Below are 18,907 nucleotides of genomic sequence, written 5' to 3'. Positions count from 1 at the left end.
GAATTGGCTTAAAAGCACACAATTAGCCCGACAAGTGACCAGCTTCACAAATCGATAACAAACTAAGCATTTCTTATTTGTCGGACTTTTAATTTAAATCTCCTCTTCTACGCTTGCTCAATACATAACCAAAAACCTCCCCTGCAAACGAGAGAGTAACGACAATGGATATCAATGTTCTGGTCATGATCGGTTACTTCGTCTTAATGATTGCCATCAGTTATGCGTTCAAAAAGATGGCTTCCGGCTCGTCGAGCCACTATTTCCGCGGCGGCGGGCGCATGCTCTGGTGGATGGTGGGCGCCACCGCGTTCATGATTCAGTTCAGCGCCTGGACCTTCACCGGTGCCGCCGGACAGGCTTACCGCTACGGTTTCAACGTGGTGAGCGTGTTCGCCGGTAACGTGTTCGGCTATCTGGTGGCGTGGTGGTGGTTCGCCGCCCGCTTCCGCCAGCTTCGGGTCGATACTGCCACAGAGGCCATCAACCATCGATTCGGCAAAGGTAACGAACAATTTTTCACCTGGATGATTATTCCGCTGAGCATTCTCAGCGCGGGAGTATGGCTGAACAGTCTGGCGGTGTTTGCCAGCGCGGTGTTCCAGCACGACATTACGCTGACGCTGTGGGTCACCGGTCTGGTGGTGCTGGTGATTTCGTTACTGAGCGGTGCATGGGGCGTGGTGGCGAGTGATTTTGTGCAGACGCTGGTGGTGGCGATTATTTCGATTGCCTGTGCGGTGGTCGCGCTGTTCAAGGTCGGTGGCCCGGTCAAACTGGTGACAGAATTCCCGTCCGGCTTTTTCACCGGCCCGGACGTCGGCCCGCATTACATCTCCCTGCTGGTCGCCTGTTTCCTGTTTTTCTTTATCAAGAACGTGCAGAGCATTAATAACCTGCAAGATTCTTATCGTTTTCTGAACGCTAAAGACAGTTTTAACGCCAAAAAAGCGGCACTGTTCGCGCTGATTCTGATGCTGATTGGCACGGTGATCTGGTTTATCCCGCCCTGGGCGGTGGCCATTCTTTATCCTGACGCCGCAACCGCGCACCCCGAACTGGGGAAAAATGCTACCGATGCGGTGTATCTGATTTTCGCGGAACGCGCGATGCCGATGGGCACCGTTGGCCTGCTGATGGCGGGATTATTTGCCGCGACGATGTCGTCGATGGACTGCGCGCTGAACCGTAATTCGGGGATTTTTGTCCGCAGTTTCTGGACGCCCATTGTTAACCGCAACACAGAACGCAGCGACAAGTATCAGCTGCGCGTCGGTCAGGCCGCATGCGTAGTCAACGGCGTACTGGTGATCCTGGTGGCGCAATACATGCACACGATGCAGACCGTCAGCCTGTTCGACCTGATGATGAAAGTCGGCACGCTGATGCAGGCGCCGATTATCGTGCCGCTCTTCCTTGGCGTGTTCATCCGCAAAACCCCGGACTGGGCGGCGTGGGTCACGGTGTTGTTCGGGTTAGTCGTGTCTTACATCGTCGCTAACGTATTTACCGCGCCAGATGTCGCCCGTTTACTGGGTATCACGCTGACCGCGCGCGAGATGCTGGATGTGGCGATTATGTGGAATATCTTCTCGCATCTGGTCTTCACCGGCGGGTTCTTCTGCCTGACTACCCTGTTCTACCGCGAGAATGCGACGGCCCGTGAAACTCAGCGTCAGCAGTTTTTCACCGATATGGAAACGCCGGTGTATGCCGATAATGAGCAGGATGAATTTGACCGGTTGCAGCGCGATAAAATTGGCCGGATATCCATGTATATGGGCGCAGGTTTACTGCTGATGGTGCTGGTGCCGAACCCGTTATGGGGCCGCGTTCTGTTCCTGATTTGCGCGCTGTCGATACTTATCTTCGGCTGGATTTTACATCGCAGTGCGGAGAAAGGTATGAAAGCTGCAAAAGAAGGGAAAGCGGCGAAACGCAACATCGCGACATCACAGCGGTAACAGCGCAGTTAGAAAACGAATGCAGGGCATTCTGAATGGAATGCCCTGTTTCCCGTTTAAATCAGTCCGCGCTGTTTTAACGTGATGCGTGTGGCTTCGTTGAGATCGAACTTCAGCAGATCTTCTTTACGCACCCAGGCGTAGCTTTCAAATTCGTCGTTAAGCGTAATCGTCGTATTCTTCGCCTGACAGGTGAAAATCAGGTAAATCATGTAGATTTCTTCCTGAGTTCCATCGGGATACGTCTTCAGGCGGATATCATCGCGGAACGTCCACGGCGTGATATGCGTCAGTTCCAGTGCTTCGCCCAACTCTTCCCGCACTTCGCGCAATAACGCCTGCTCAACGGTTTCGCCCGGTTCCATTCCGCCGCCGGAAAGCGCCCACTGGCCGGGGAAAACGCCGCGCCCGGAGGCCATTTTACACAGCAGATACGTTCCCTCATGTTCAATCAACGGACAAACGATAGTTCTTTGACGCATGATGACTTTCCTTGTTTTGAGAGTTTGTTTGAGACTATTGTGCGCGCTAAAAAGTACCATAATCTGGCGTCGCTGTGGCGGGCGTCGGGAAGAGTTGAGAGGTGCTGCGCAAAAATAAAAAACCCGCCTTTATCAGCGGGTTTTTAAGAAATAATCAGGAAATTGAATCAGAAACACCGGGCTTATTTAGGCAACTCCGTTACCTGTTTCACTTCGGATTTGTTGATTTGCTGTTTCACACCATTGGCATCAGTATATTCAAGCAATCCGGTAGGCGCTTCTTTTGGCTTACCGTCGCTGACGATGGTTCTCGCGTCATTGGTCTGAATGGCATAGCTCGTGCGTGTACAGCCCGATAAGGCTGCGACACTGATTAATGCGGCTACTGGCAAAAGCAAAGTCCTGTTCATATTTCTCTCCTGTCTGACGATTATTGAGCAACTCAGTTATCCAGTTCGCTCATGTTTTTAACCTGATCGCGGTTAATCTGCTCAGTCTTTCCTGTCTCAGCATTTTTGTACGATACCAGGCCGGTATCGCTGTCAACCTGAGGTTTTCCGTCTGTGACGATGGTTTTTCCGTCCGTGGTTTTGATCGCCTGATTCGACGCACAGCCGGCTACGAATAAAATGGAAACAGCAGCCAGCGACGCGGCAATAAGGTTTTTCCTGTTCATACAATTCCTCCTGAAAGGGGTTCAGTCTTAACAATTAGTCAGGTAAGTATAGGCGCTCTTCCCGGAGGCATTGAAAAATAGGACAAACGGAAATTTTCTAAGAAAGTACGCCTCTGCCGGTGAAAAACTGTCCCGATTCAGCAACGCATCGTTTAAGAATATTCTGTATTCCTGTCATTTATTTCTAAAAATACCTGTACAACTTTCCACATCTTGTATAACTTTATAGTCACACAAGTAATCATTAACTACGCACACATTAACAAGAGGATATGTCATGCGTCAGAATAAGCACGATGGATTGTCACCAGAAACTTCCCCTTCTCTCTACACTCAGGGTTTTTCTAAAGAGGAAACAATGGGACGCGTTGTGGTTGAAATTCTGGAAGCAGGCAGGAACCTTAATCGCAAAGCGTTGTGTTCGAAACTTTTGAATCGTGTTGAATCCGCTGGCAGCGAAGAAGAGGAAAAGCATTATATGAAGCTTATCCGTCTGGTTCTCGAACGTGATTCATGATCTGATAAGTTGACAGAGTAAAAATTGGCTTCATAGAAATTCGGTTTGACATATTATGCGGGCTTGATTAATTCATAGCCTACCAATGCTTTATTTCCGTTAGCGTAATTCCCAATGGTATGAAGCAATAACTCTGAACCTGAAGCTACTCTGCCCAGACCTTTGGCCAGCATATATTCAGAGGCTGATAATATGTATAGAAGTACTGAAGAAAAATTAACGGACAAACTGATTGGTGAGGCAGTCATTTCCTTACTTAAATCGAAAAGTCCAATATCAATCGACAGACTCATTAAGCAGTTACAGTTTATGGCTGCGAGTGCTGAAAATCTAAATCGAAAAAGTGCCCTGGAGCAAATCATTAATGAGATGCGCCACGATCAGGCTGACAAGCGTGCGCGTGTCAGTTATGAAGTCCGGGATGTCGACAATGTACGACACTTTTTCAATGCTGAAGGGCCGTCCGATGACCAGAAAAAACATTGATACATCAAACCAATGTGCATTAAGTCACAGCGATTCGGTTGTATCAAATCCATCCCAGCCGATGTCAGACGCCGTCAACAGTTCTGGCATTTATAAACATTTCGCTAAAGCCGGTGAACTTTACTCCAGCGAAGCAGAAGTTCTGGGTGCCGCAATTCGTCTTATTCATGCGAATAAAGGTACGGTGACCAATAAGGCCATCATGCTGCACCTGATTAATCAGCTTGAAACCACTTCTGACGTTGTGCAGCTGGATATTCTGCGCGGTGCACTTGAAATGGTGGTGGGCATGACGCCCGATGATTACGGATTCTGATCCCTAAAGAAAGATCCACTTTTCTATTATTCGCCTCCCGCTCAGTCATTGCAGACAGGCGCGGGATATTAAATGATATTTTCTAATTACAAACGCGGAGGGTATTAAAATGCAAGACGTGTCTTATACTCATGTCACATTGGCTGATTATATTCTGACAGAAGACCCTGAACTTCTGGTTGAAAACGAAACGGTCATCCGTATTTATAAAAACTTAAAGAATCAAAAAGAAGTGGTTACTCACAAAGATATTATTCTTTGTCTGATTCAGAAGATTGAGCAGGAAAGTGATACCGATAAGCAGGATATTTATCTGGAAGCGCTTGAGTACGTCGTTTACCGCACACCGGATGATGATATTGTATAAATCCACAGCAAATCATTTTGAAATGAGCCCGGCAAATATTATCTGCCGGGCTCATGCGTTTAAAGCTTACATGCCGCCTGCAAGTTCTCAGAGAGCCTGATGACCTGACTGATACTCGTAGCTGACTTCCGGCCAGGCCACTACAGGCGTGCCCTTCAGTCTTGGCTCAGCAAACAGCTCGCCCTGAAAATTACACACCCCTGCCGCATCCAGCCACATCCACTCTTCAGGTTTTTCAACGCCTGTCGCGATAACAGAGATTTCTAAAGCTGAGCAGAACCTGATGATGGCCTGCACGACGGCCTGTTTCGGTCCGCTGGTATGGATGTCACAAATCATATTGCGATCAATCATAATTTTGTCCGGCTGGCATTGCGTCAGCAGCAGCAATCCCGCAGAGCCCGCACCAAAATCATCGATCGCCAGACGCATTCCCGAGGCTTTAAGTTGTTTCATCGCCGTGGAAAACTTGTCCTCACGGGTTATGACGCCGTTTTCTGTGATTGCCACCACAATCTGTTCAGGAACCAGGCCGCCGGCGATGATGTCATTAATCAGGGACTCCACAGCATCCGGCACCATGACAAGTGTCATAGGCAAAAGCTTGATTGAAATCGTTTTGTCTCCGATCCCCATTTTTTGCGCCATGGCAAAAGCCAGCTTTTTGGATTTGAGATCCGCCTCATAGATCGTTGTTCCGGACAAACGGGAGTAATACTCCATCGCTGATCCACCTTCCGGCCCGCGGATTGTCGCTTCATAAGAAATAATCTCGCGGCTCAGCGGGTCAACAATCGGCTGGAATGCAAAACTGTAGTCCTGCATCTCGGGAAAGATAAATTCTACTTCTGCTTTCAGGGGTTCATCGGCGATGAAAGACCAGGAATCAGCCGGAAGAATTTCGAGATAATTTTCCTTCTCACGAGCCTGCACAAAGGTGCACAGGAATTGAAGAGCCCGGTCTTCGTAAGTGAGCCGATATTTCGATGTACCTTTATCGAGGACCGCCTGAAGCACCTCATCTTCGTGATGATGCCTGAGGTCAAATAGCTCCATCCCCACATTGCCGAAGCGACGCGACTGCGCATAGTCGCGCATAAGCACCACCACGTTATGGTGACGCTGATCCTGGCAAATCGTACTGTAGAGTGCGTCCACTGCCTCTTCCGGCCCTTCCAGTAACTGGAAGAAGTGCATCCCGTCAAAAAGCAGAATGCCGGTAATGCTCAACAGTCCGTTGTTAACGTTGGCTTGTGACACCATGTCGACCAGTGAAGCAGAGTGAACATGCTCACTGATATGGCTGCGGTAAACGAGGGTTAAAAGCATCGGGTGTTTCCAAAAGGAGCGTGTTTAGACCCTCAGGGTAGCAGAAATTTCGGTTATAGAAACATCCCAATCTATCATTTTCCCTTATGAAATCAGACCGGAAAACGGCGGCAATTCCCTGCGGCGCCGGCAATTCAAATGAAGAGATTGGACAAGAAAAAAACATTGATGCGGCCCAAATCTGCGGGGTAGCAATTAAACGGGTTAGTCAGCAGGCTTTTAACTTGCTGTCACCGGTAGCGCAAAACCTTCACTTTCTTAATCTGCTATAAAACGCGCTGACATTCGGCGGCGTAATCCGTATCATACGCGCCACAACGCCGTCGGCCGGAAGACATGAGCTGCGCGCAGACAGAAACGCACAATGCTAAACTCGCGCTATGACGACCACGCCCTTCTGGTACCCCTTTTTGAGTCAGAGTTACTATTAATGTCAGAAATTCAATCAGTTGATAAAAAAGCTCAGTACAACCTGAATAAATTACAAAAGCGCCTGCGCCGTGAAGTCGGTAAAGCGATCGGTGACTTCGGTATGATCGAAGAAGGCGACCGTATTATGGTTTGCCTGTCCGGTGGTAAAGACAGCTACACCATGCTGGAAATTCTGGGCAATCTGCAAAAAAGCGCACCCGTGAATTTTTCCCTGGTGGCGGTCAATCTTGACCAGAAACAACCGGGCTTCCCGGCGCATATCCTGCCGGAATATCTGGAAAAGCTGGGCGTGGAATACAAGATTGTCACCGAAGACACCTATGCCATCGTGAAAGACAAAATCCCGGAAGGCAAAACCACCTGCTCTCTGTGTTCGCGTCTGCGCCGCGGGATTTTGTACCGCACCGCGACTGAACTGGGTTGTACCAAAATCGCCCTCGGCCATCATCGCGACGACATGCTGCAAACGTTGTTCCTCAATATGTTTTACGGCGGCAAGCTGAAAGGTATGCCACCAAAACTGATGAGCGACGACGGTAAACACATCGTGATCCGCCCCCTCGCGTATTGCCGTGAGAAAGATATTGAGCGTTTTGCCGTTGCGCGCGAATACCCGATCATCCCTTGTAACCTGTGCGGTTCGCAGCCAAACCTGCAACGTCAGGTAATCGGCGACATGCTGAATGACTGGGATAAAAAATACCCTGGCCGTATCGAAACCATGTTCAGCGCGATGCAAAACGTGGTGCCTTCACATCTGAATGACATGAATCTTTTTGATTTCAAAGGGATTAAACATGGCGGTGAAGTGGTTGATGGCGGCGATCTGGCGTTTGACCGTGAAGAGATCCCGATGCAGCCTGCGGGCTGGCAGCCTGAAGACGACGAAACGGCTGCGCCGGTTGAACGTCTGAACGTGCTGGAAATTAAGTAAGATTTCGTCCGGAAGTCACCGTTTGAAAAGCCCGCGCAGATGCGGGCTTTTTGCTTTTCAGACCAGCGTGAACGTTTCGGTCCAGTTGTAGTTGGTCATCACCAGTCTGACCGGCAGGCTGAGCGCTCCGAAGTTTCGATGCTGATTTTCATGAAACCAGACGCGCAGCGGTTCCGGCAGGTATTGTGCGCTGTAACGCAGCAGCGTGCTGTGCCAGAAAACCGGCGGGATCTCCGTATGAGGAAACCGCTCCCGGATTTTTTCCGCCCACGGCGTTTTCATCAAATCATCCACCAGCGCTTGTCTGACACGCTGGCTTTGTTCATCAGGAAATCCGGCGAGCAGCAGCTGATCCGGCAACGCAATCAGCCGCAAATCGCGGATGTGCATGATATGACCGTCGCAATGCTTTCTGAAAATAGCGATTAATTCACCGGTTCCCGGTGCGTCTTCCGGTTTGTTATACAGCGCCTGCGTGACGGGAAAAAAAGTAAAATGCATGCCATCTGGCGGCGCGACGTCGGCCAGCAGATCGCCCTGCGTCACCGCTTTCAGTTCGGATATCAGCCCTGCCATGGCCGGCCCGGCGCGGTTTCCGCTGGTGATCGCCAGACGGGTGGGATGGTAGAACGGTTCTGAGCGGACAACGCCGGATTCCGGGTGAGAATTCCAGATTTCCAGCGTTCTGCGGGTCGCGTCGTCATACGCTTTTTGAATCATTTCGGCGGTATGCAAGACAAACTCCTGGGTATGCAAAAATGAGATCGTTCCGGCAAAAGTGCCTGTGAATGCACCTTGCAGGGCATAAACCTCAAAAAGATTGAGCGAAATCAACATTAGAACCGTTGATTGGGTGCAGTATCTATTTCGCAGGTGAATGCAACGTCAAGCGATGGGCGTTGTGCTCCATATTGTCTTATTTCCAAATTTTTAGAATTAATGCATAGCACAATTTAATTCGAACGACGCCGGTCTTATGACCGGCTTTTTTTTGGCTTTTTTCAGGCAATTAGTACATCACAGCCAGCGACTTTTCTTTAGCCACCACGCCACGACAACCCCCAGCAACATCAGAAATCCGCAGAAAACCCCGAAACCTATGGGCGACGTATTGCCGGGGATCCCGCCGAGGTTCACACCAAACAGCCCCGTGAGGAAGGTGGTTGGCAGGAAGATCATCGCCAGCATCGACATAGTGTACGTGCGGCGGTTGAGGGAATCGGCCAGCAGTGAACTGATTTCATCAGAGAGCACTGCGGTGCGCGCAATGCTGCCATCCAGATCGTCGAGCCCGCGCCCCAGACGATCGGAAATTTCCTGCATCAGGCGGCGGTCGTCGTCGTTCATCCACGGCAAACGTTCGCTCGCCAGACGCGAGAAGACATCACGCTGCGGCGCCATATAACGGCGCAGGACGATCAGTTGTTTGCGCAGCAACGCCATCTGACCGCGCTCCGGCACCTGTTGTTCCATCAGGTCGTCTTCGATATCAATGATTTTGTCGTGCAGGTCTTCGATGAAATCGCTGGTGTGATCGGTCAGCGCATCGCAGGTTTCGACCAGCCATCTGCCGGTATTTTTCGGGCCACTGCCGGTTTGCATATCGTTGATCATCTCTTCCATCGAGAACACCTTACGATGGCGGGTCGAGACGATGATTTTATCGGTCAGATAAACGCGGATCGTGACCAGCTGGTCCGGTCTTGCATCCGCATTCAGATTGATGCTGCGCAGGGTGATTAACGTCCCTTCGCCGACGCGCACCACTTTTGGCCGCACGCTATCACCGGCCAGCGCTTCGCGCACGGTATCGGGTAACACCGGCGTATTGCTGATCCACCGTTCGCTTTCAGGCCGCGTGTAATCCAGATGCAGCCAGCACGGCTTTTCATCGCTCGCCACGCACTGCGGGCTGATTTCGTTCACACCGCCCTCGCCGTTCATCTGGAATGAATAAACGGCGTCGGCAACCTGTAGTTCATTTCCCTTTATCACTTCCACGATGTTCCTCGCTTTTTCTGCGTTATCTTTTCTAAGTTTAGCGTTAAGTGCTTGAAGTTCCAAAACACAACTCAGGTGAAAACCCTTCACCCCAATATCCTGAAGCGATCATGCCATGAGTTCGCGGGAAAAATGTAAACAGCGCCCGCTTTACTGTTTCACAATTTTCCAGAGTATTTCTGACTGCCCGGTGCCTGCATTTCGGCCAGATCCGGCATAACGCCACGCATCACTTCCAGAAATTTACGCAGCCGCGCGGGATAATAGCTGGAATACGGATACACCAGATAGACAGGCAGCGGCAGCGCGTTCCAGCCGGGCAAGACGCGTTGTAAATGCCCTTGCGCGAGATCGTCCTGCACCACCCACGCCGACACAATGCCCGCGCCCAGCCCGGAAAGCGCGGCCTTGCGCACGGCGTATAAGCTGTCTGTCGCCATGCGCGGCGCAATCGTGCAGCTTTCCATTCTGCCGTCGGTATCGTGGCGCAGCATGACTTCATTACGGTAAAAAGTGCTGAGGGCGACCCAGGGTAAACTCGCCAGCTCGCTGACCTGCGTCACCGGATGCTGTTGCAGTAATTCGGGCGTGGCGATCACGATACGCGGCACTTCGGCCAGCAAAACCGCCACCATCGACGGATCCGCAACGTTCCCGACCTGAATTGCGCAGTCGATATCTTCGGAGAGGAAATCCGGCGTGCGGTCGTTGAGCATCCAGTCCACCGTCAGGTTCGGTGACTGCTGTAAATAGCGGGTCAGCGGCCCGATCAGCTGATCCTGCCCGAACGCATGCGGCGCACGCACGCGCAGAGTGCCCACCGGTTCATCTCCCGCGCCGTGTAACTGATCTTCCAGCGACGCCCAGCGTTCGAGCAATAATTTGGCCTGCGCATAACACCGCTCGCCGTCGTCGGTCAGTTTCATGGCGTGAGTAGTGCGAAGAATCAGCCGGGCGCCGAGCATTTTCTCCAGCGACTGCAAACGGCGGCTGACCGTTGGCTGGCTGGTGCCCAGCTGGGCGGCGGCGGCGGATAAACTGCCGCTTTCAACGATACGGACAAACGTCTGCATTAAGTCGATGCGGTCAATACCGCTGGTGAGTGGTGTATTCATACGCCTCGCGTATAACAGTTTTACCTTTGTGCAGGCTACCACTTATAACCGTTCGGGTGAAGAATGCGTGCCATGACATCCACACAACACACGCATTCATCAGGAAAACATCATGTCAGACATCACCCAAACTTCTGCAACCGCCGCTGAACCGGCGCTTTCCGGCAAAATCATTTTTACGCTGGCCGCCGGTGCCGGGCTGAGCGTGGCATCGATTTACTACAGCCAGCCAATGCTCGGCATTATGGGCGGAAACTTGCAGGCCAGCACCGCGTCGGTCGGGCTGATCCCGACGCTGACGCAGGCCGGTTACGCGCTGGGCATTCTTTTTTTGATCCCGCTCGGTGACCGTCACGACCGCCGGACAATTATCCTGCTCAAGAGTATTTTGCTGGCCGTTGCGCTGCTGCTGTGTGGTTTTGTGCCGGGCATTCACGGCTTACTGGTCGCCAGTCTGATCACCGGTATCGGCGCGACCATGGCGCAGGATATCGTGCCCGCTTCCGCGCATCTTGCTCCGCCGGCGCAGCGCGGTAAAACGGTCGGAACGGTAATGACCGGTTTGCTGGTCGGGATCCTGCTTTCCCGCGTGGTCAGCGGGTTTGTTGCGGAGTATTTTGGCTGGCGGGTGATGTATCAGCTGGCAGCGGTGAGCGTCGCGCTGATTGGTTCTGCGCTGTGGCGGGTTCTGCCACGGTTTACGCCGGACACGCGCATCAGCTATGCCCGTCTGCTGCATTCCATGTTCGGATTGTGGAAGCACTATAAAACGCTGCGCCACGCGGCGCTGGCTCAGGGTTTGCTGTCTGTCGCATTCAGCGCGTTCTGGTCAACCCTGGCGATTATGCTCAACGATACGTTCCATCTGGGCAGCGCGGTGGCCGGTGCTTTCGGGCTGGCCGGGGCAGCCGGTGCGCTGGCGGCTCCGCTGGCAGGCGCATTAGCCGATAAAAAAGGCCCGGCGCGGGTCACGCAAATGGGTTCCGCGCTGGTGATGGTGTCATTCGCCGCGATGTTCATGCTGCCGCTGTTGTCGCCGCATGCGCAACTTGCGCTGATTGTGGCGAGTGCCATTGGTTTTGACTTAGGTATTCAGGCCACGCTGGTTGCCCATCAGACACTGGTTTATGGCCTCGAACCTGCGGCTCGCGGCAGACTGAACGCCCTGCTGTTTACCGTCGTGTTTATCGGAATGTCCGCCGGTGCCGCGCTGGGCAGTAAAGCACTGGAAGCCGGTGGCTGGACGGGTGTGGTTCTGCTGGCCACTGTTGCGGCGGCCGCCGCCCTGCTGGTCCGTTTGTTCAGCCGTAAAAGCTGACCGTCAGATAAAAACAAAAAGCGCCGTGACTGGCGCTTTTTGCATTTGGGGAGAACCGCCAGGATCAGTGTTTAATGATGTACATTTCCTGGCTGTAAGCGACGTCTTCGGGATTGGTGATCGGATAGCCTTTCACCCACGGTTTGATCAGGCGGCCATTGGTGTACTGATAAATCGGCGCAATCGGTGCCTGGCTGGCGATGATTTGCTCGGCCTTGTTGTAGTCATCGTTACGGCGCGCGTCGCTGGTTTCACGGCTGGCTTCAGCGATCACTTTGTCGTAATCGGCGCTGCTGAATTTGCTGATGTTACCGGTGTGCGTGGACGTCAGCAGGGACAGGAAGGTTGACGCTTCATTATAATCGCCGACCCATGACGCACGGATCACATCGAAATTGCCGGTGTTGCGGCTGTCGATATAGGTTTTCCATTCCTGATTAACCAGTTTTACATCCGCCCCCAGATTCTTTTTCCACATCGAGGCCACCGCGATGGCAATCTTCTGATGGCTTTCCGAGGTGTTGTACAGCAAGGTCAGATGCAGCGGTTTGTTCGGGCCATAACCCGCCGCCGCCAGCAGCCCTTTGGCCTGCGCATTCAGCTCTTCCTGCGAGTAATCCTGCATTTCACTTTTCGTGGCTTTGAAACCGTTGGTGACGTCAGGCGTAAAATGCCATGCCGGTTTTTCGCCGGTACCCAGCACTTTTTCGGCAATCACGGTGCGGTCAATACTCAGCGACAGCGCCAGACGCACACGGGCGTCGTCGGTCGGCGCACGGCGGGTATTGAACGCGTAATAATAGGTGCCGAGCTGATACGGCGTGTAGACCTGTCCCGGAATATCGTGCATCAGTTTTTTGTACTGATCTTTCGGGAAGGATTCGGTGATGTCGATGTCATTGGCCAGATAGCGTTTTGTGGCGTTGGATTCTTTGTTGATGGGGACGAAGGTGACTTTCGTCAGTACGGTACGCGCGTGATCCCAGTAATTCGGGTTCGGCTCCAGCACCAGCTTTTCGTTCACGACGCGCTCTTTGAGCACATACGCGCCGTTGCCCACCAGATTGCCGGGCTTAGTCCAGTCATCGCCAAATTTTTCCACCGTGGCTTTATGCACAGGGAACAGGCTGAAGTTCGCCAGCAGGCTGACAAAAAATGGCACCGGACGGTCGAGCGTAACGCGCAGTTGCGTCGGGCTGATGGCGGTAACACCGAGTTTATCGACCGGCATTTTCCCGGCAATGATCGCATCGGCGTTAGCGATACCGGCCAGCGCCGCAAACCATGAACCGGTTGCTAAGCTTTTCGGATCAACCAGACGCTGCCAGCTATAAACAAAATCCTGCGCCGTCACCGGATCGCCGTTCGACCATTTGGCGTCTTTACGCAATGTGAAGAGAAAAACCTGATTGTTCTGGTTCTGCCAGCTTTCGGCGACGCCGGGAATGCTTTTCCCGTTTGCGTCCTGATTCACCAGACCTTCGAACAGGTCACGCGCCACCTGCGCTTCAGGCAGGCCGACGACTTTTGCCGGATCCAGCGAAGCGGGTTCATCTTTGATATGACGGACGATTTCCTGTCTGGCGGCAAGTTGCGTACCGGCGGGAACCTGAGCGGCCATGGCCTGACCGGAAATCAGTGCCACCAGCGCGGCACAGGCGGAATACGATAAGAGAGGAAACGATTTTCCCTGCGGCATAAATTCTCCTGAACACATAAGGGGCCAGCCCTGAAATATTCAGGAGTTTTATCATTTGTTACCGCAATCCCCTACAGGAAATCGTTACAGATTTGCCTTCGCGCACAAAACAACGGCAACAGGCGAGAAATTACTCGGAACCGGCGATGTCGATTCCGCCGCAGTGAAACTTCATCGCGGGTTCAACGTCCTGCGCCAGCCAGGTCGGGCCATCAAGATCGATGAACTTCGCGCCCGCCGTCAGCGGAAGTGCCGCCCGCACCGCGCGTGAGGTGCATAACATGCAGCCCAGCATGACTTCAAAGCCCTGCGCGTACGCCGCCTGCGCCAGCCGCAGTGCGCCCGTCAGCCCGCCGGTTTTATCGAGCTTGATATTTACCATCTCATAACGCCCTTTCAGCGCCGGAAGCCCTTCAATCGTATGGCAACTTTCGTCGGCGCAAATTGGAAGGGGATGGATGAAATTCTCCAGCGCGGAATCTTCACCCGCAGGCAGCGGTTGTTCGAGCATCAGAATCCCGAGATCGGCCAGCAACTGGCAGCGGGCCGCCAGCCCGTCGCTTTGCCACGCTTCATTGGCATCCACAATCAGGGACGCCTTGGGCACGGCGGCGCGGATAGCCACCAGACGTTCGGCTATCAGCCGGTCATCGAGTTTAATTTTCAGCAGCGTTGCGCCCTTTTGTTGCAGCGCGAGCGCGGCTTCCGCCATCTCTTCCGGCGTGCCGATACTGACGGTTTGCGCCATGCTGATTGACGCCAGCGGTTCAGTGCCGGTGAGTTGCCAGAGCGTCTGGCCGGTGAGTTGCGTTTCAAGATTCCACAGCGCCGAATCCAGTGCATTTCGGGCGGCACCGGTGGGAAGCAAATGTTGCAACTGTTCGCGTGTTGCGCCCTGTTCAATCGCCGTGACGGCGCTGGCAATTTGCGCCATCACCGAGGTTTCGCTTTCGTCATAGCGGGGATACGGCGTGCATTCTCCCACCCCGCGAATGCCCTTTTCTTCGATTTCGACAGTGACTACGCGCGCTTCAGTGCGGCTGCCGCGGGAGATCACAAATGCCGTATGCAACGGCCAGGCTTCCGGATAAAAGCGAACACTTCTCATAACGGCTCCTCGGTATATACTCAAACGGGCATATATAAGATATACAAGTATTTAGCATTTAATCTATATCCAATCTACAATTGTTCCCCTAAACTGAAAGCCGTTTGACTCCAATGTCCATAGGAAATAATCATGACCCAGACAGTACACTTTCAGAGCAACCCGGTCACCGTTGCTGGCAAAATCCCACAAAAAGGCGACGTCGCCAAGCCGTTCAGCCTGGTCGCTAAAGATCTCTCTGATGTCAGCCTGAGCAGCTTCGCGGGCAAACGCAAAGTCCTGAACATTTTCCCAAGCATTGATACCGGCGTTTGCGCGACGTCAGTGCGTAAATTCAACCAGCTGGCGGGCGAAATTGAGAACACTGTGGTTCTGTGTATCTCCGCTGACCTGCCATTCGCGCAGTCCCGTTTCTGCGGTGCGGAAGGCCTGAGCCACGTCACCACGCTGTCCACCCTGCGTGGCGGTGATTTCAAATCTGAATACGGCGTTGCGATCACCGACAGCGCACTGGCTGGCCTGACTGCACGTGCCGTTATCGTTCTGGATGGTCAGGACAACGTGCTGTACAGCGAGCTGGTGAACGAAATTACCACCGAACCGGACTACGAGTCTGCGCTGGCTGTCCTGAAATAAAGATCTGAGTTTTGTCATCTGCGGATGACAGGCGAAAAAAAGCAACGGCTCAGTCCGTTGCTTTTTTATTGCTTCTTATTGGATGAATAATTTACTGACCCGCAGACATTACTCTTCGCTTTCGCCGGTTTCACCGCGTCGGGCACTGAGGCCGTATTCGCGCAGTTTATTGGCAATCGCCGTGTGTGAAACGCCCAGACGTTTCGCCAGTTTTCGCGTACTTGGATAAGTGCGATAAAGACGGGTCAGCACCGAGCGTTCGAAACGCTTGCTGATGTCATCGAGCGAACCGTTCAGCGCTTCTTCGCCAATCGTCACTTCGGCATCAAAGTCTGGCAGAACGATGTCCTGCGGGCGCAGTTCGCCGCCTTCCAGCTGGGTGAGCGCACGATAAATAGCGTTTTTCAGCTGACGTACGTTGCCCGGCCAGCCGTAATGCGTCAGATAATTTGCCAGCTGCGGGGACAGTTTAGGTCGCGGCATCCCCTGTTCATCAGAGAAACGCGCCACAAACAGTTCGGTCAGCGGCATGACATCCGCAGGGCGATCGCGCAGCGGCGGCAGCGTCAGGCTGAGCACGTTCAGACGGTAATACAGGTCTTCACGGAATTCTCCGCGCTGAACCAGTTCCACCAGATTCTTCTGCGTGGCGCACATCACGCGCACATCCACCTTCACTTCATGCTCTTCGCCGACGCGGCGGAACGTGCCGTCATTGAGAAAACGCAGCAACTTAATCTGCATTCTCGGCGACATTTCACCGATTTCATCGAGCAATACCGAACCGCCGTTGGCCTGTTCGAAGAAGCCTTTTTTGCCTTCCAGGGCATTCGGATAGGCACCAGCGGCATAACCGAACAGTTCACTTTCAACGACATCATCCGGCAGCGAAGCACAGTTGAGGCCGAGGAACGGCTTTTTGCCGCGCGCGCTGCGCAGGTGGCAGGCATGCGCCAGCAAATCTTTGCCGGTACCGGTATCACCGACGATCAGCAACGGTGCATCCAGCATCGCCAGTTTGCGCGCCTGATCGAGCACGTGGCGCATTTTGCTGCTGACCGCGACAATGTGGTCGAACTCGCTGTCGTCGTTGACCGTCAGATCCTGCAACTGGCGGCCCATGCGGGCGGCCGATTTGAGCATGACCACGGCTCCGGCGATACCGCCTTTTTCGTTTTCATCCTCAATGTGGATCGGCGTGAGATCCATCAGGAAATCCTGACTGCGGATGACAATGCGCTCGGAATGCGGCTGAGCATTATCGCTTTCCAGCCAGCGCGTGACGTTGTAACCGGTGATCAGGTTTGCTGCCGTGACGTTGCGGATTTTCTCTTCATCGAGTTCAAACAACGCCATCGCCGCCGGGTTGGCCTGCTCGATTTTTCCTTTCATATCAATGGAGAAAACCGGCTCCGGCATGGAGACCAGCAGCGCACGCAGGGCGCGGTGTTCACGCTCAGATGGCATGAACGTAACAGTACGGACATCCGTCACGCCGTCGATACGGCGGATTTCTGCCATCAGGGCGCGAAAAGTATCAAAATCCAGTTGGGAAAAATTAAGGTAAATGCGGCCAATCGAGGCAATCTCGATCCCGCGTAAATCAATACTGCGTAAAACCAGTAGATCGAGTAGTTCCCGGGTGAGCCCCAGGCGGTCTTCGCAAAAAACTTCCAGACGCATCAGTGTTGACCTTTTTCTGCCGGTGCGGAAATCGCTGGGGGGATAATACTCTTTCATGTACACGGGAAGAAGAGACTGTCACGAAAAGTTGACAAAATAATTCCCGGGTGGAAATCGCCTTGCCACAATGACCGGGTAAGCATTTTGCTTTTGCAGTGATTTTTGCTGTTATTTTCGGGTGCGCGGATTTCGCCATCCCTGCCTTTTTCTGCTACTATCGCCCTTCTGATTTCATCGCCAAATGGTTCCCGACTATGAAGTTCGTCTCCTTTAATATCAACGGATTGCGCGCGCGCCCACACCAGCTCGCCGCCATTATTGAACAGCATCAGCCTGACGTGATCGGTTTGCAGGAAACTAAGGTTCACGACGACATGTTCCCGCTGGAAGATGTCAGCCAGTACGGCTACCACGTGTTTTATCATGGTCAGAAAGGCCATTATGGCGTGGCTATGCTGACTAAACAGGAACCGGTGGCTGTACGCCGTGGTTTCCCGGGAGACGATGAAGACTCCCAGCGCCGTATCATCATGGCCGACATTGAAACGCCACAGGGCATTCTGACGGTCATCAACGGGTATTTTCCGCAGGGCGAAAGCCGCGACCATCCGACCAAATTCCCGGCCAAAGAGAAGTTCTACCGCGATTTGCAGGATTACCTGAACACCAGTTTGTCTGTGAATAATCCGGTAGTTGTGATGGGCGACGTGAATATCAGCCCGACCGATCTGGACATCGGTATCGGCGAAGACAGCCGTAAACGCTGGCTGCGCACCGGTAAATGTTCTTTCCTTCCGGAAGAGCGCGAATGGATGGATCGCCTGAAAGGCTGGGGACTCGTTGATACGTTCCGCGCTGTTAACCCGGAAACGACCGATAAATTCTCATGGTTCGACTACCGTTCACGCGGCTTTGATGAAAACCGCGGCCTGCGCATCGATCTGATCCTGGCGAGCAATCCGCTGGCTGAACGCTGTTTAGCGACCGGTATCGATTACGATATTCGCGGAATGGAAAAACCGTCTGACCATGCGCCAATCTGGGCAACGTTCGACCTGAAGTAATACAGATGAAAACGATTGATGTGGTCGCCGCGCTGATTGAACGTGAGGGAAAATTACTCCTTGCGCGGCGCGATGCCAGCAGCGATCAGGCCGGTTTGTGGGAATTCCCCGGCGGGAAAGTGGAAGCCGGGGAAAGCCAGCCCGCCGCGTTGATACGTGAGTTACGCGAAGAGATGAACATCACCGCGCAGGTTGCCGGTTTTGTCGCGACCAGCGAACTGCATCAGCCGGAACGCCTTATCCGCCTGCATGGCTGGCGCGTCAGCAGTTTCACAGGAACGATTTCGTTACAGTGTCACTCGGAAGTTTGCTGGGTTGCGCCGCAGGAGGTTCGTTCCTTTGAACTGGCACCGGCAGATGTACCGCTGATTGACGCCTATCTGCGGGCCTTGTAGCCACGGCGCCGCTTAGCGCTTCTCCATAAAAAAGGCGCGGACAGGTGACTGTTTCCGCGCCTTTTTGTTGTTCAGGGCCGGGTTATTTTTTCAGTACTTCCCATTTCAGTTCATTGGTGCCGACCACGTTCGGGTCGCGCGAGCATTGCAGCACCACGCTGTCCGCCGTGACCACCGCGCCCTCGCTGTAGCTCTAGTTGTTGTAGATGCAGCAATTATGGCAGGTCGGCGCACTGTTATTATTACTGTTGCCGCTGTTTTCCCAGATTTGCGGCGGCAGCGGCACCACGACGTCCGCGCCGTTGCCGTAACGCTCCGCCATAACCGGAGCCGACAGCAATGACGAACTGACCAGTAACGCCATCAGCGCTTTATGCATCAACTT

The 18,907-nt window shown here is 53.2% G+C and carries 20 protein-coding genes and 1 pseudogene; 10 read left to right on the top strand and 11 right to left on the bottom strand.

Translation table 11 applies throughout. From position 1 onward, the window contains the following. Positions 1-164: 164 nt before the first annotated feature. A complete protein-coding gene (locus IV433_RS17935) occupies positions 165-1,964 on the top strand; it encodes a sodium:solute symporter family transporter (RefSeq protein ID WP_195815288.1) in 1,800 nt (599 codons plus the stop codon). 56 nt (positions 1,965-2,020) lie between these two features. On the opposite strand, the gene nudI is transcribed toward IV433_RS17935, so the two are convergent. The 3 genes from nudI to IV433_RS17920 form a co-directional block, all read right to left on the bottom strand. Further along, positions 2,021-2,446 (bottom strand): nucleoside triphosphatase NudI, encoded by a 426-nt coding sequence (gene nudI, locus IV433_RS17930; RefSeq protein WP_195815287.1) that lies wholly within the window; start codon positions 2,444-2,446, stop codon positions 2,021-2,023. Between the two features lie 182 nt (positions 2,447-2,628). Next, positions 2,629-2,856, bottom strand: a complete 228-nt coding sequence (locus IV433_RS17925) for a YgdI/YgdR family lipoprotein (RefSeq protein WP_195815286.1) — start codon at positions 2,854-2,856, stop codon at positions 2,629-2,631. A gap of 32 nt (positions 2,857-2,888) precedes the next feature. Next, a complete protein-coding gene (locus IV433_RS17920; protein WP_195815285.1) occupies positions 2,889-3,122 on the bottom strand; it encodes a YgdI/YgdR family lipoprotein in 234 nt (77 codons plus the stop codon). 277 nt (positions 3,123-3,399) lie between these two features. On the opposite strand from IV433_RS17920, the gene ycgZ reads away from it, so the two are divergent. The 4 genes from ycgZ (at position 3,400) to IV433_RS17900 (ending at position 4,808) form a co-directional block, all read left to right on the top strand. Then, entirely contained in the window at positions 3,400-3,639 is a 240-nt protein-coding gene (gene ycgZ / locus IV433_RS17915) for a regulatory protein YcgZ (RefSeq protein WP_152327116.1), read from the top strand. Positions 3,640-3,831: 192 nt separating this feature from the next. Beyond that, positions 3,832-4,125, top strand: a complete 294-nt coding sequence (locus tag IV433_RS17910; RefSeq protein WP_195815284.1) for a hypothetical protein — start codon at positions 3,832-3,834, stop codon at positions 4,123-4,125. Then, a complete protein-coding gene (locus IV433_RS17905) occupies positions 4,106-4,441 on the top strand; it encodes a biofilm/acid-resistance regulator YmgB/AriR (RefSeq protein WP_326838664.1) in 336 nt (111 codons plus the stop codon). Before IV433_RS17910 ends, IV433_RS17905 begins: the two co-directional genes overlap by 20 nt. Before the next feature lie 109 nt (positions 4,442-4,550). Then, complete coding sequence (locus IV433_RS17900) at positions 4,551-4,808, top strand: biofilm development regulator YmgB/AriR family protein (protein ID WP_195815282.1); 258 nt, start codon at positions 4,551-4,553, stop codon at positions 4,806-4,808. An 87-nt stretch (positions 4,809-4,895) separates the two neighbouring features. On the opposite strand, the gene IV433_RS17895 is transcribed toward IV433_RS17900, so the two are convergent. Then, on the bottom strand, positions 4,896-6,137 hold the full coding sequence (locus IV433_RS17895) for a diguanylate phosphodiesterase (protein ID WP_195815281.1): 1,242 nt from the start codon (positions 6,135-6,137) through the stop codon (positions 4,896-4,898). Between the two features lie 430 nt (positions 6,138-6,567). Here IV433_RS17895 and ttcA point away from each other — a divergent pair, with 430 nt between their 5' ends. Further along, complete coding sequence (gene ttcA / locus IV433_RS17890; protein WP_195815280.1) at positions 6,568-7,503, top strand: tRNA 2-thiocytidine(32) synthetase TtcA; 936 nt, start codon at positions 6,568-6,570, stop codon at positions 7,501-7,503. 57 nt (positions 7,504-7,560) lie between these two features. Here the strand turns inward: ttcA and IV433_RS17885 are convergent, their stop codons facing one another. The 3 genes from IV433_RS17885 to IV433_RS17875 all read right to left on the bottom strand — a co-directional run bounded on the left by IV433_RS17885 (position 7,561) and on the right by IV433_RS17875 (position 10,619). Next, positions 7,561-8,238 carry a hypothetical protein gene (locus tag IV433_RS17885; protein WP_195815279.1) on the bottom strand — a complete coding sequence of 226 codons (678 nt, stop codon included), beginning with the start codon at positions 8,236-8,238 and terminating at the stop codon, positions 7,561-7,563. 282 nt (positions 8,239-8,520) lie between these two features. Then, positions 8,521-9,504, bottom strand: a complete 984-nt coding sequence (zntB, locus tag IV433_RS17880; protein WP_195815278.1) for a zinc transporter ZntB — start codon at positions 9,502-9,504, stop codon at positions 8,521-8,523. A 158-nt stretch (positions 9,505-9,662) separates the two neighbouring features. After that, positions 9,663-10,619: a LysR family transcriptional regulator gene (locus tag IV433_RS17875; RefSeq protein WP_195815277.1), complete on the bottom strand. Its 957-nt coding sequence runs from the start codon at positions 10,617-10,619 to the stop codon at positions 9,663-9,665. Between the two features lie 112 nt (positions 10,620-10,731). On the opposite strand from IV433_RS17875, the gene IV433_RS17870 reads away from it, so the two are divergent. Then, positions 10,732-11,937, top strand: coding sequence for an MFS transporter (locus IV433_RS17870; RefSeq protein WP_195815276.1), 1,206 nt, complete (start codon positions 10,732-10,734; stop codon positions 11,935-11,937). Positions 11,938-12,001: 64 nt separating this feature from the next. On the opposite strand, the gene IV433_RS17865 is transcribed toward IV433_RS17870, so the two are convergent. Further along, positions 12,002-13,558: an ABC transporter substrate-binding protein gene (locus IV433_RS17865; protein WP_305079900.1), complete on the bottom strand. Its 1,557-nt coding sequence runs from the start codon at positions 13,556-13,558 to the stop codon at positions 12,002-12,004. Positions 13,559-13,766: 208 nt separating this feature from the next. Further along, positions 13,767-14,744 (bottom strand): L-Ala-D/L-Glu epimerase, encoded by a 978-nt coding sequence (ycjG, locus tag IV433_RS17860; protein WP_195815274.1) that lies wholly within the window; start codon positions 14,742-14,744, stop codon positions 13,767-13,769. 132 nt (positions 14,745-14,876) lie between these two features. On the opposite strand from ycjG, the gene tpx reads away from it, so the two are divergent. Next, on the top strand, positions 14,877-15,380 hold the full coding sequence (tpx, locus tag IV433_RS17855; RefSeq protein ID WP_152327103.1) for a thiol peroxidase: 504 nt from the start codon (positions 14,877-14,879) through the stop codon (positions 15,378-15,380). A gap of 108 nt (positions 15,381-15,488) precedes the next feature. On the opposite strand, the gene tyrR is transcribed toward tpx, so the two are convergent. Further along, positions 15,489-17,063 (bottom strand): transcriptional regulator TyrR, encoded by a 1,575-nt coding sequence (tyrR, locus tag IV433_RS17850; RefSeq protein WP_195815273.1) that lies wholly within the window; start codon positions 17,061-17,063, stop codon positions 15,489-15,491. Between the two features lie 254 nt (positions 17,064-17,317). On the opposite strand from tyrR, the gene xthA reads away from it, so the two are divergent. Then, entirely contained in the window at positions 17,318-18,127 is an 810-nt protein-coding gene (gene xthA / locus IV433_RS17845) for an exodeoxyribonuclease III (protein ID WP_195815272.1), read from the top strand. Between the two features lie 5 nt (positions 18,128-18,132). After that, on the top strand, positions 18,133-18,522 hold the full coding sequence (locus IV433_RS17840; protein ID WP_195815271.1) for a pyrimidine (deoxy)nucleoside triphosphate diphosphatase: 390 nt from the start codon (positions 18,133-18,135) through the stop codon (positions 18,520-18,522). 82 nt (positions 18,523-18,604) lie between these two features. On the opposite strand, the pseudogene IV433_RS26420 reads toward IV433_RS17840, so the two are convergent. Then, positions 18,605-18,901, bottom strand: a pseudogene (locus tag IV433_RS26420) (DUF1496 domain-containing protein). Positions 18,902-18,907 lie beyond the last annotated feature (6 nt).

The organism is Rahnella laticis, from assembly GCF_015644585.1.
GTDB lineage: Bacteria > Pseudomonadota > Gammaproteobacteria > Enterobacterales > Enterobacteriaceae > Rahnella > Rahnella laticis.
This window is presented reverse-complemented; position numbering and strand designations above follow the sequence as displayed.

Bases quoted from the DNA above. Each gene is read 5' to 3' on its own strand.
- ttcA (WP_195815280.1), top strand. From the start codon at position 6,568: ATGTCAGAAATTCAATCAGTTGATAAAAAAGCTCAGTACAACCTGAAT.
- IV433_RS17865 (WP_305079900.1), bottom strand. From the start codon at position 13,558: ATGGCCGCTCAGGTTCCCGCCGGTACGCAACTTGCCGCCAGACAGGAA.
- ycjG (WP_195815274.1), bottom strand. From the start codon at position 14,744: ATGAGAAGTGTTCGCTTTTATCCGGAAGCCTGGCCGTTGCATACGGCA.
- nudI (WP_195815287.1), bottom strand. From the start codon at position 2,446: ATGCGTCAAAGAACTATCGTTTGTCCGTTGATTGAACATGAGGGAACG.
- IV433_RS17895 (WP_195815281.1), bottom strand. From the start codon at position 6,137: ATGCTTTTAACCCTCGTTTACCGCAGCCATATCAGTGAGCATGTTCAC.
- IV433_RS17910 (WP_195815284.1), top strand. From the start codon at position 3,832: ATGTATAGAAGTACTGAAGAAAAATTAACGGACAAACTGATTGGTGAG.
- IV433_RS17920 (WP_195815285.1), bottom strand. From the start codon at position 3,122: ATGAACAGGAAAAACCTTATTGCCGCGTCGCTGGCTGCTGTTTCCATT.
- tyrR (WP_195815273.1), bottom strand. From the start codon at position 17,063: ATGCGTCTGGAAGTTTTTTGCGAAGACCGCCTGGGGCTCACCCGGGAA.
- IV433_RS17925 (WP_195815286.1), bottom strand. From the start codon at position 2,856: ATGAACAGGACTTTGCTTTTGCCAGTAGCCGCATTAATCAGTGTCGCA.
- IV433_RS17935 (WP_195815288.1), top strand. From the start codon at position 165: ATGGATATCAATGTTCTGGTCATGATCGGTTACTTCGTCTTAATGATT.
- IV433_RS17900 (WP_195815282.1), top strand. From the start codon at position 4,551: ATGCAAGACGTGTCTTATACTCATGTCACATTGGCTGATTATATTCTG.
- IV433_RS17870 (WP_195815276.1), top strand. From the start codon at position 10,732: ATGTCAGACATCACCCAAACTTCTGCAACCGCCGCTGAACCGGCGCTT.
- IV433_RS17840 (WP_195815271.1), top strand. From the start codon at position 18,133: ATGAAAACGATTGATGTGGTCGCCGCGCTGATTGAACGTGAGGGAAAA.
- xthA (WP_195815272.1), top strand. From the start codon at position 17,318: ATGAAGTTCGTCTCCTTTAATATCAACGGATTGCGCGCGCGCCCACAC.
- IV433_RS17905 (WP_326838664.1), top strand. From the start codon at position 4,106: ATGACCAGAAAAAACATTGATACATCAAACCAATGTGCATTAAGTCAC.
- IV433_RS17875 (WP_195815277.1), bottom strand. From the start codon at position 10,619: ATGAATACACCACTCACCAGCGGTATTGACCGCATCGACTTAATGCAG.
- tpx (WP_152327103.1), top strand. From the start codon at position 14,877: ATGACCCAGACAGTACACTTTCAGAGCAACCCGGTCACCGTTGCTGGC.
- ycgZ (WP_152327116.1), top strand. From the start codon at position 3,400: ATGCGTCAGAATAAGCACGATGGATTGTCACCAGAAACTTCCCCTTCT.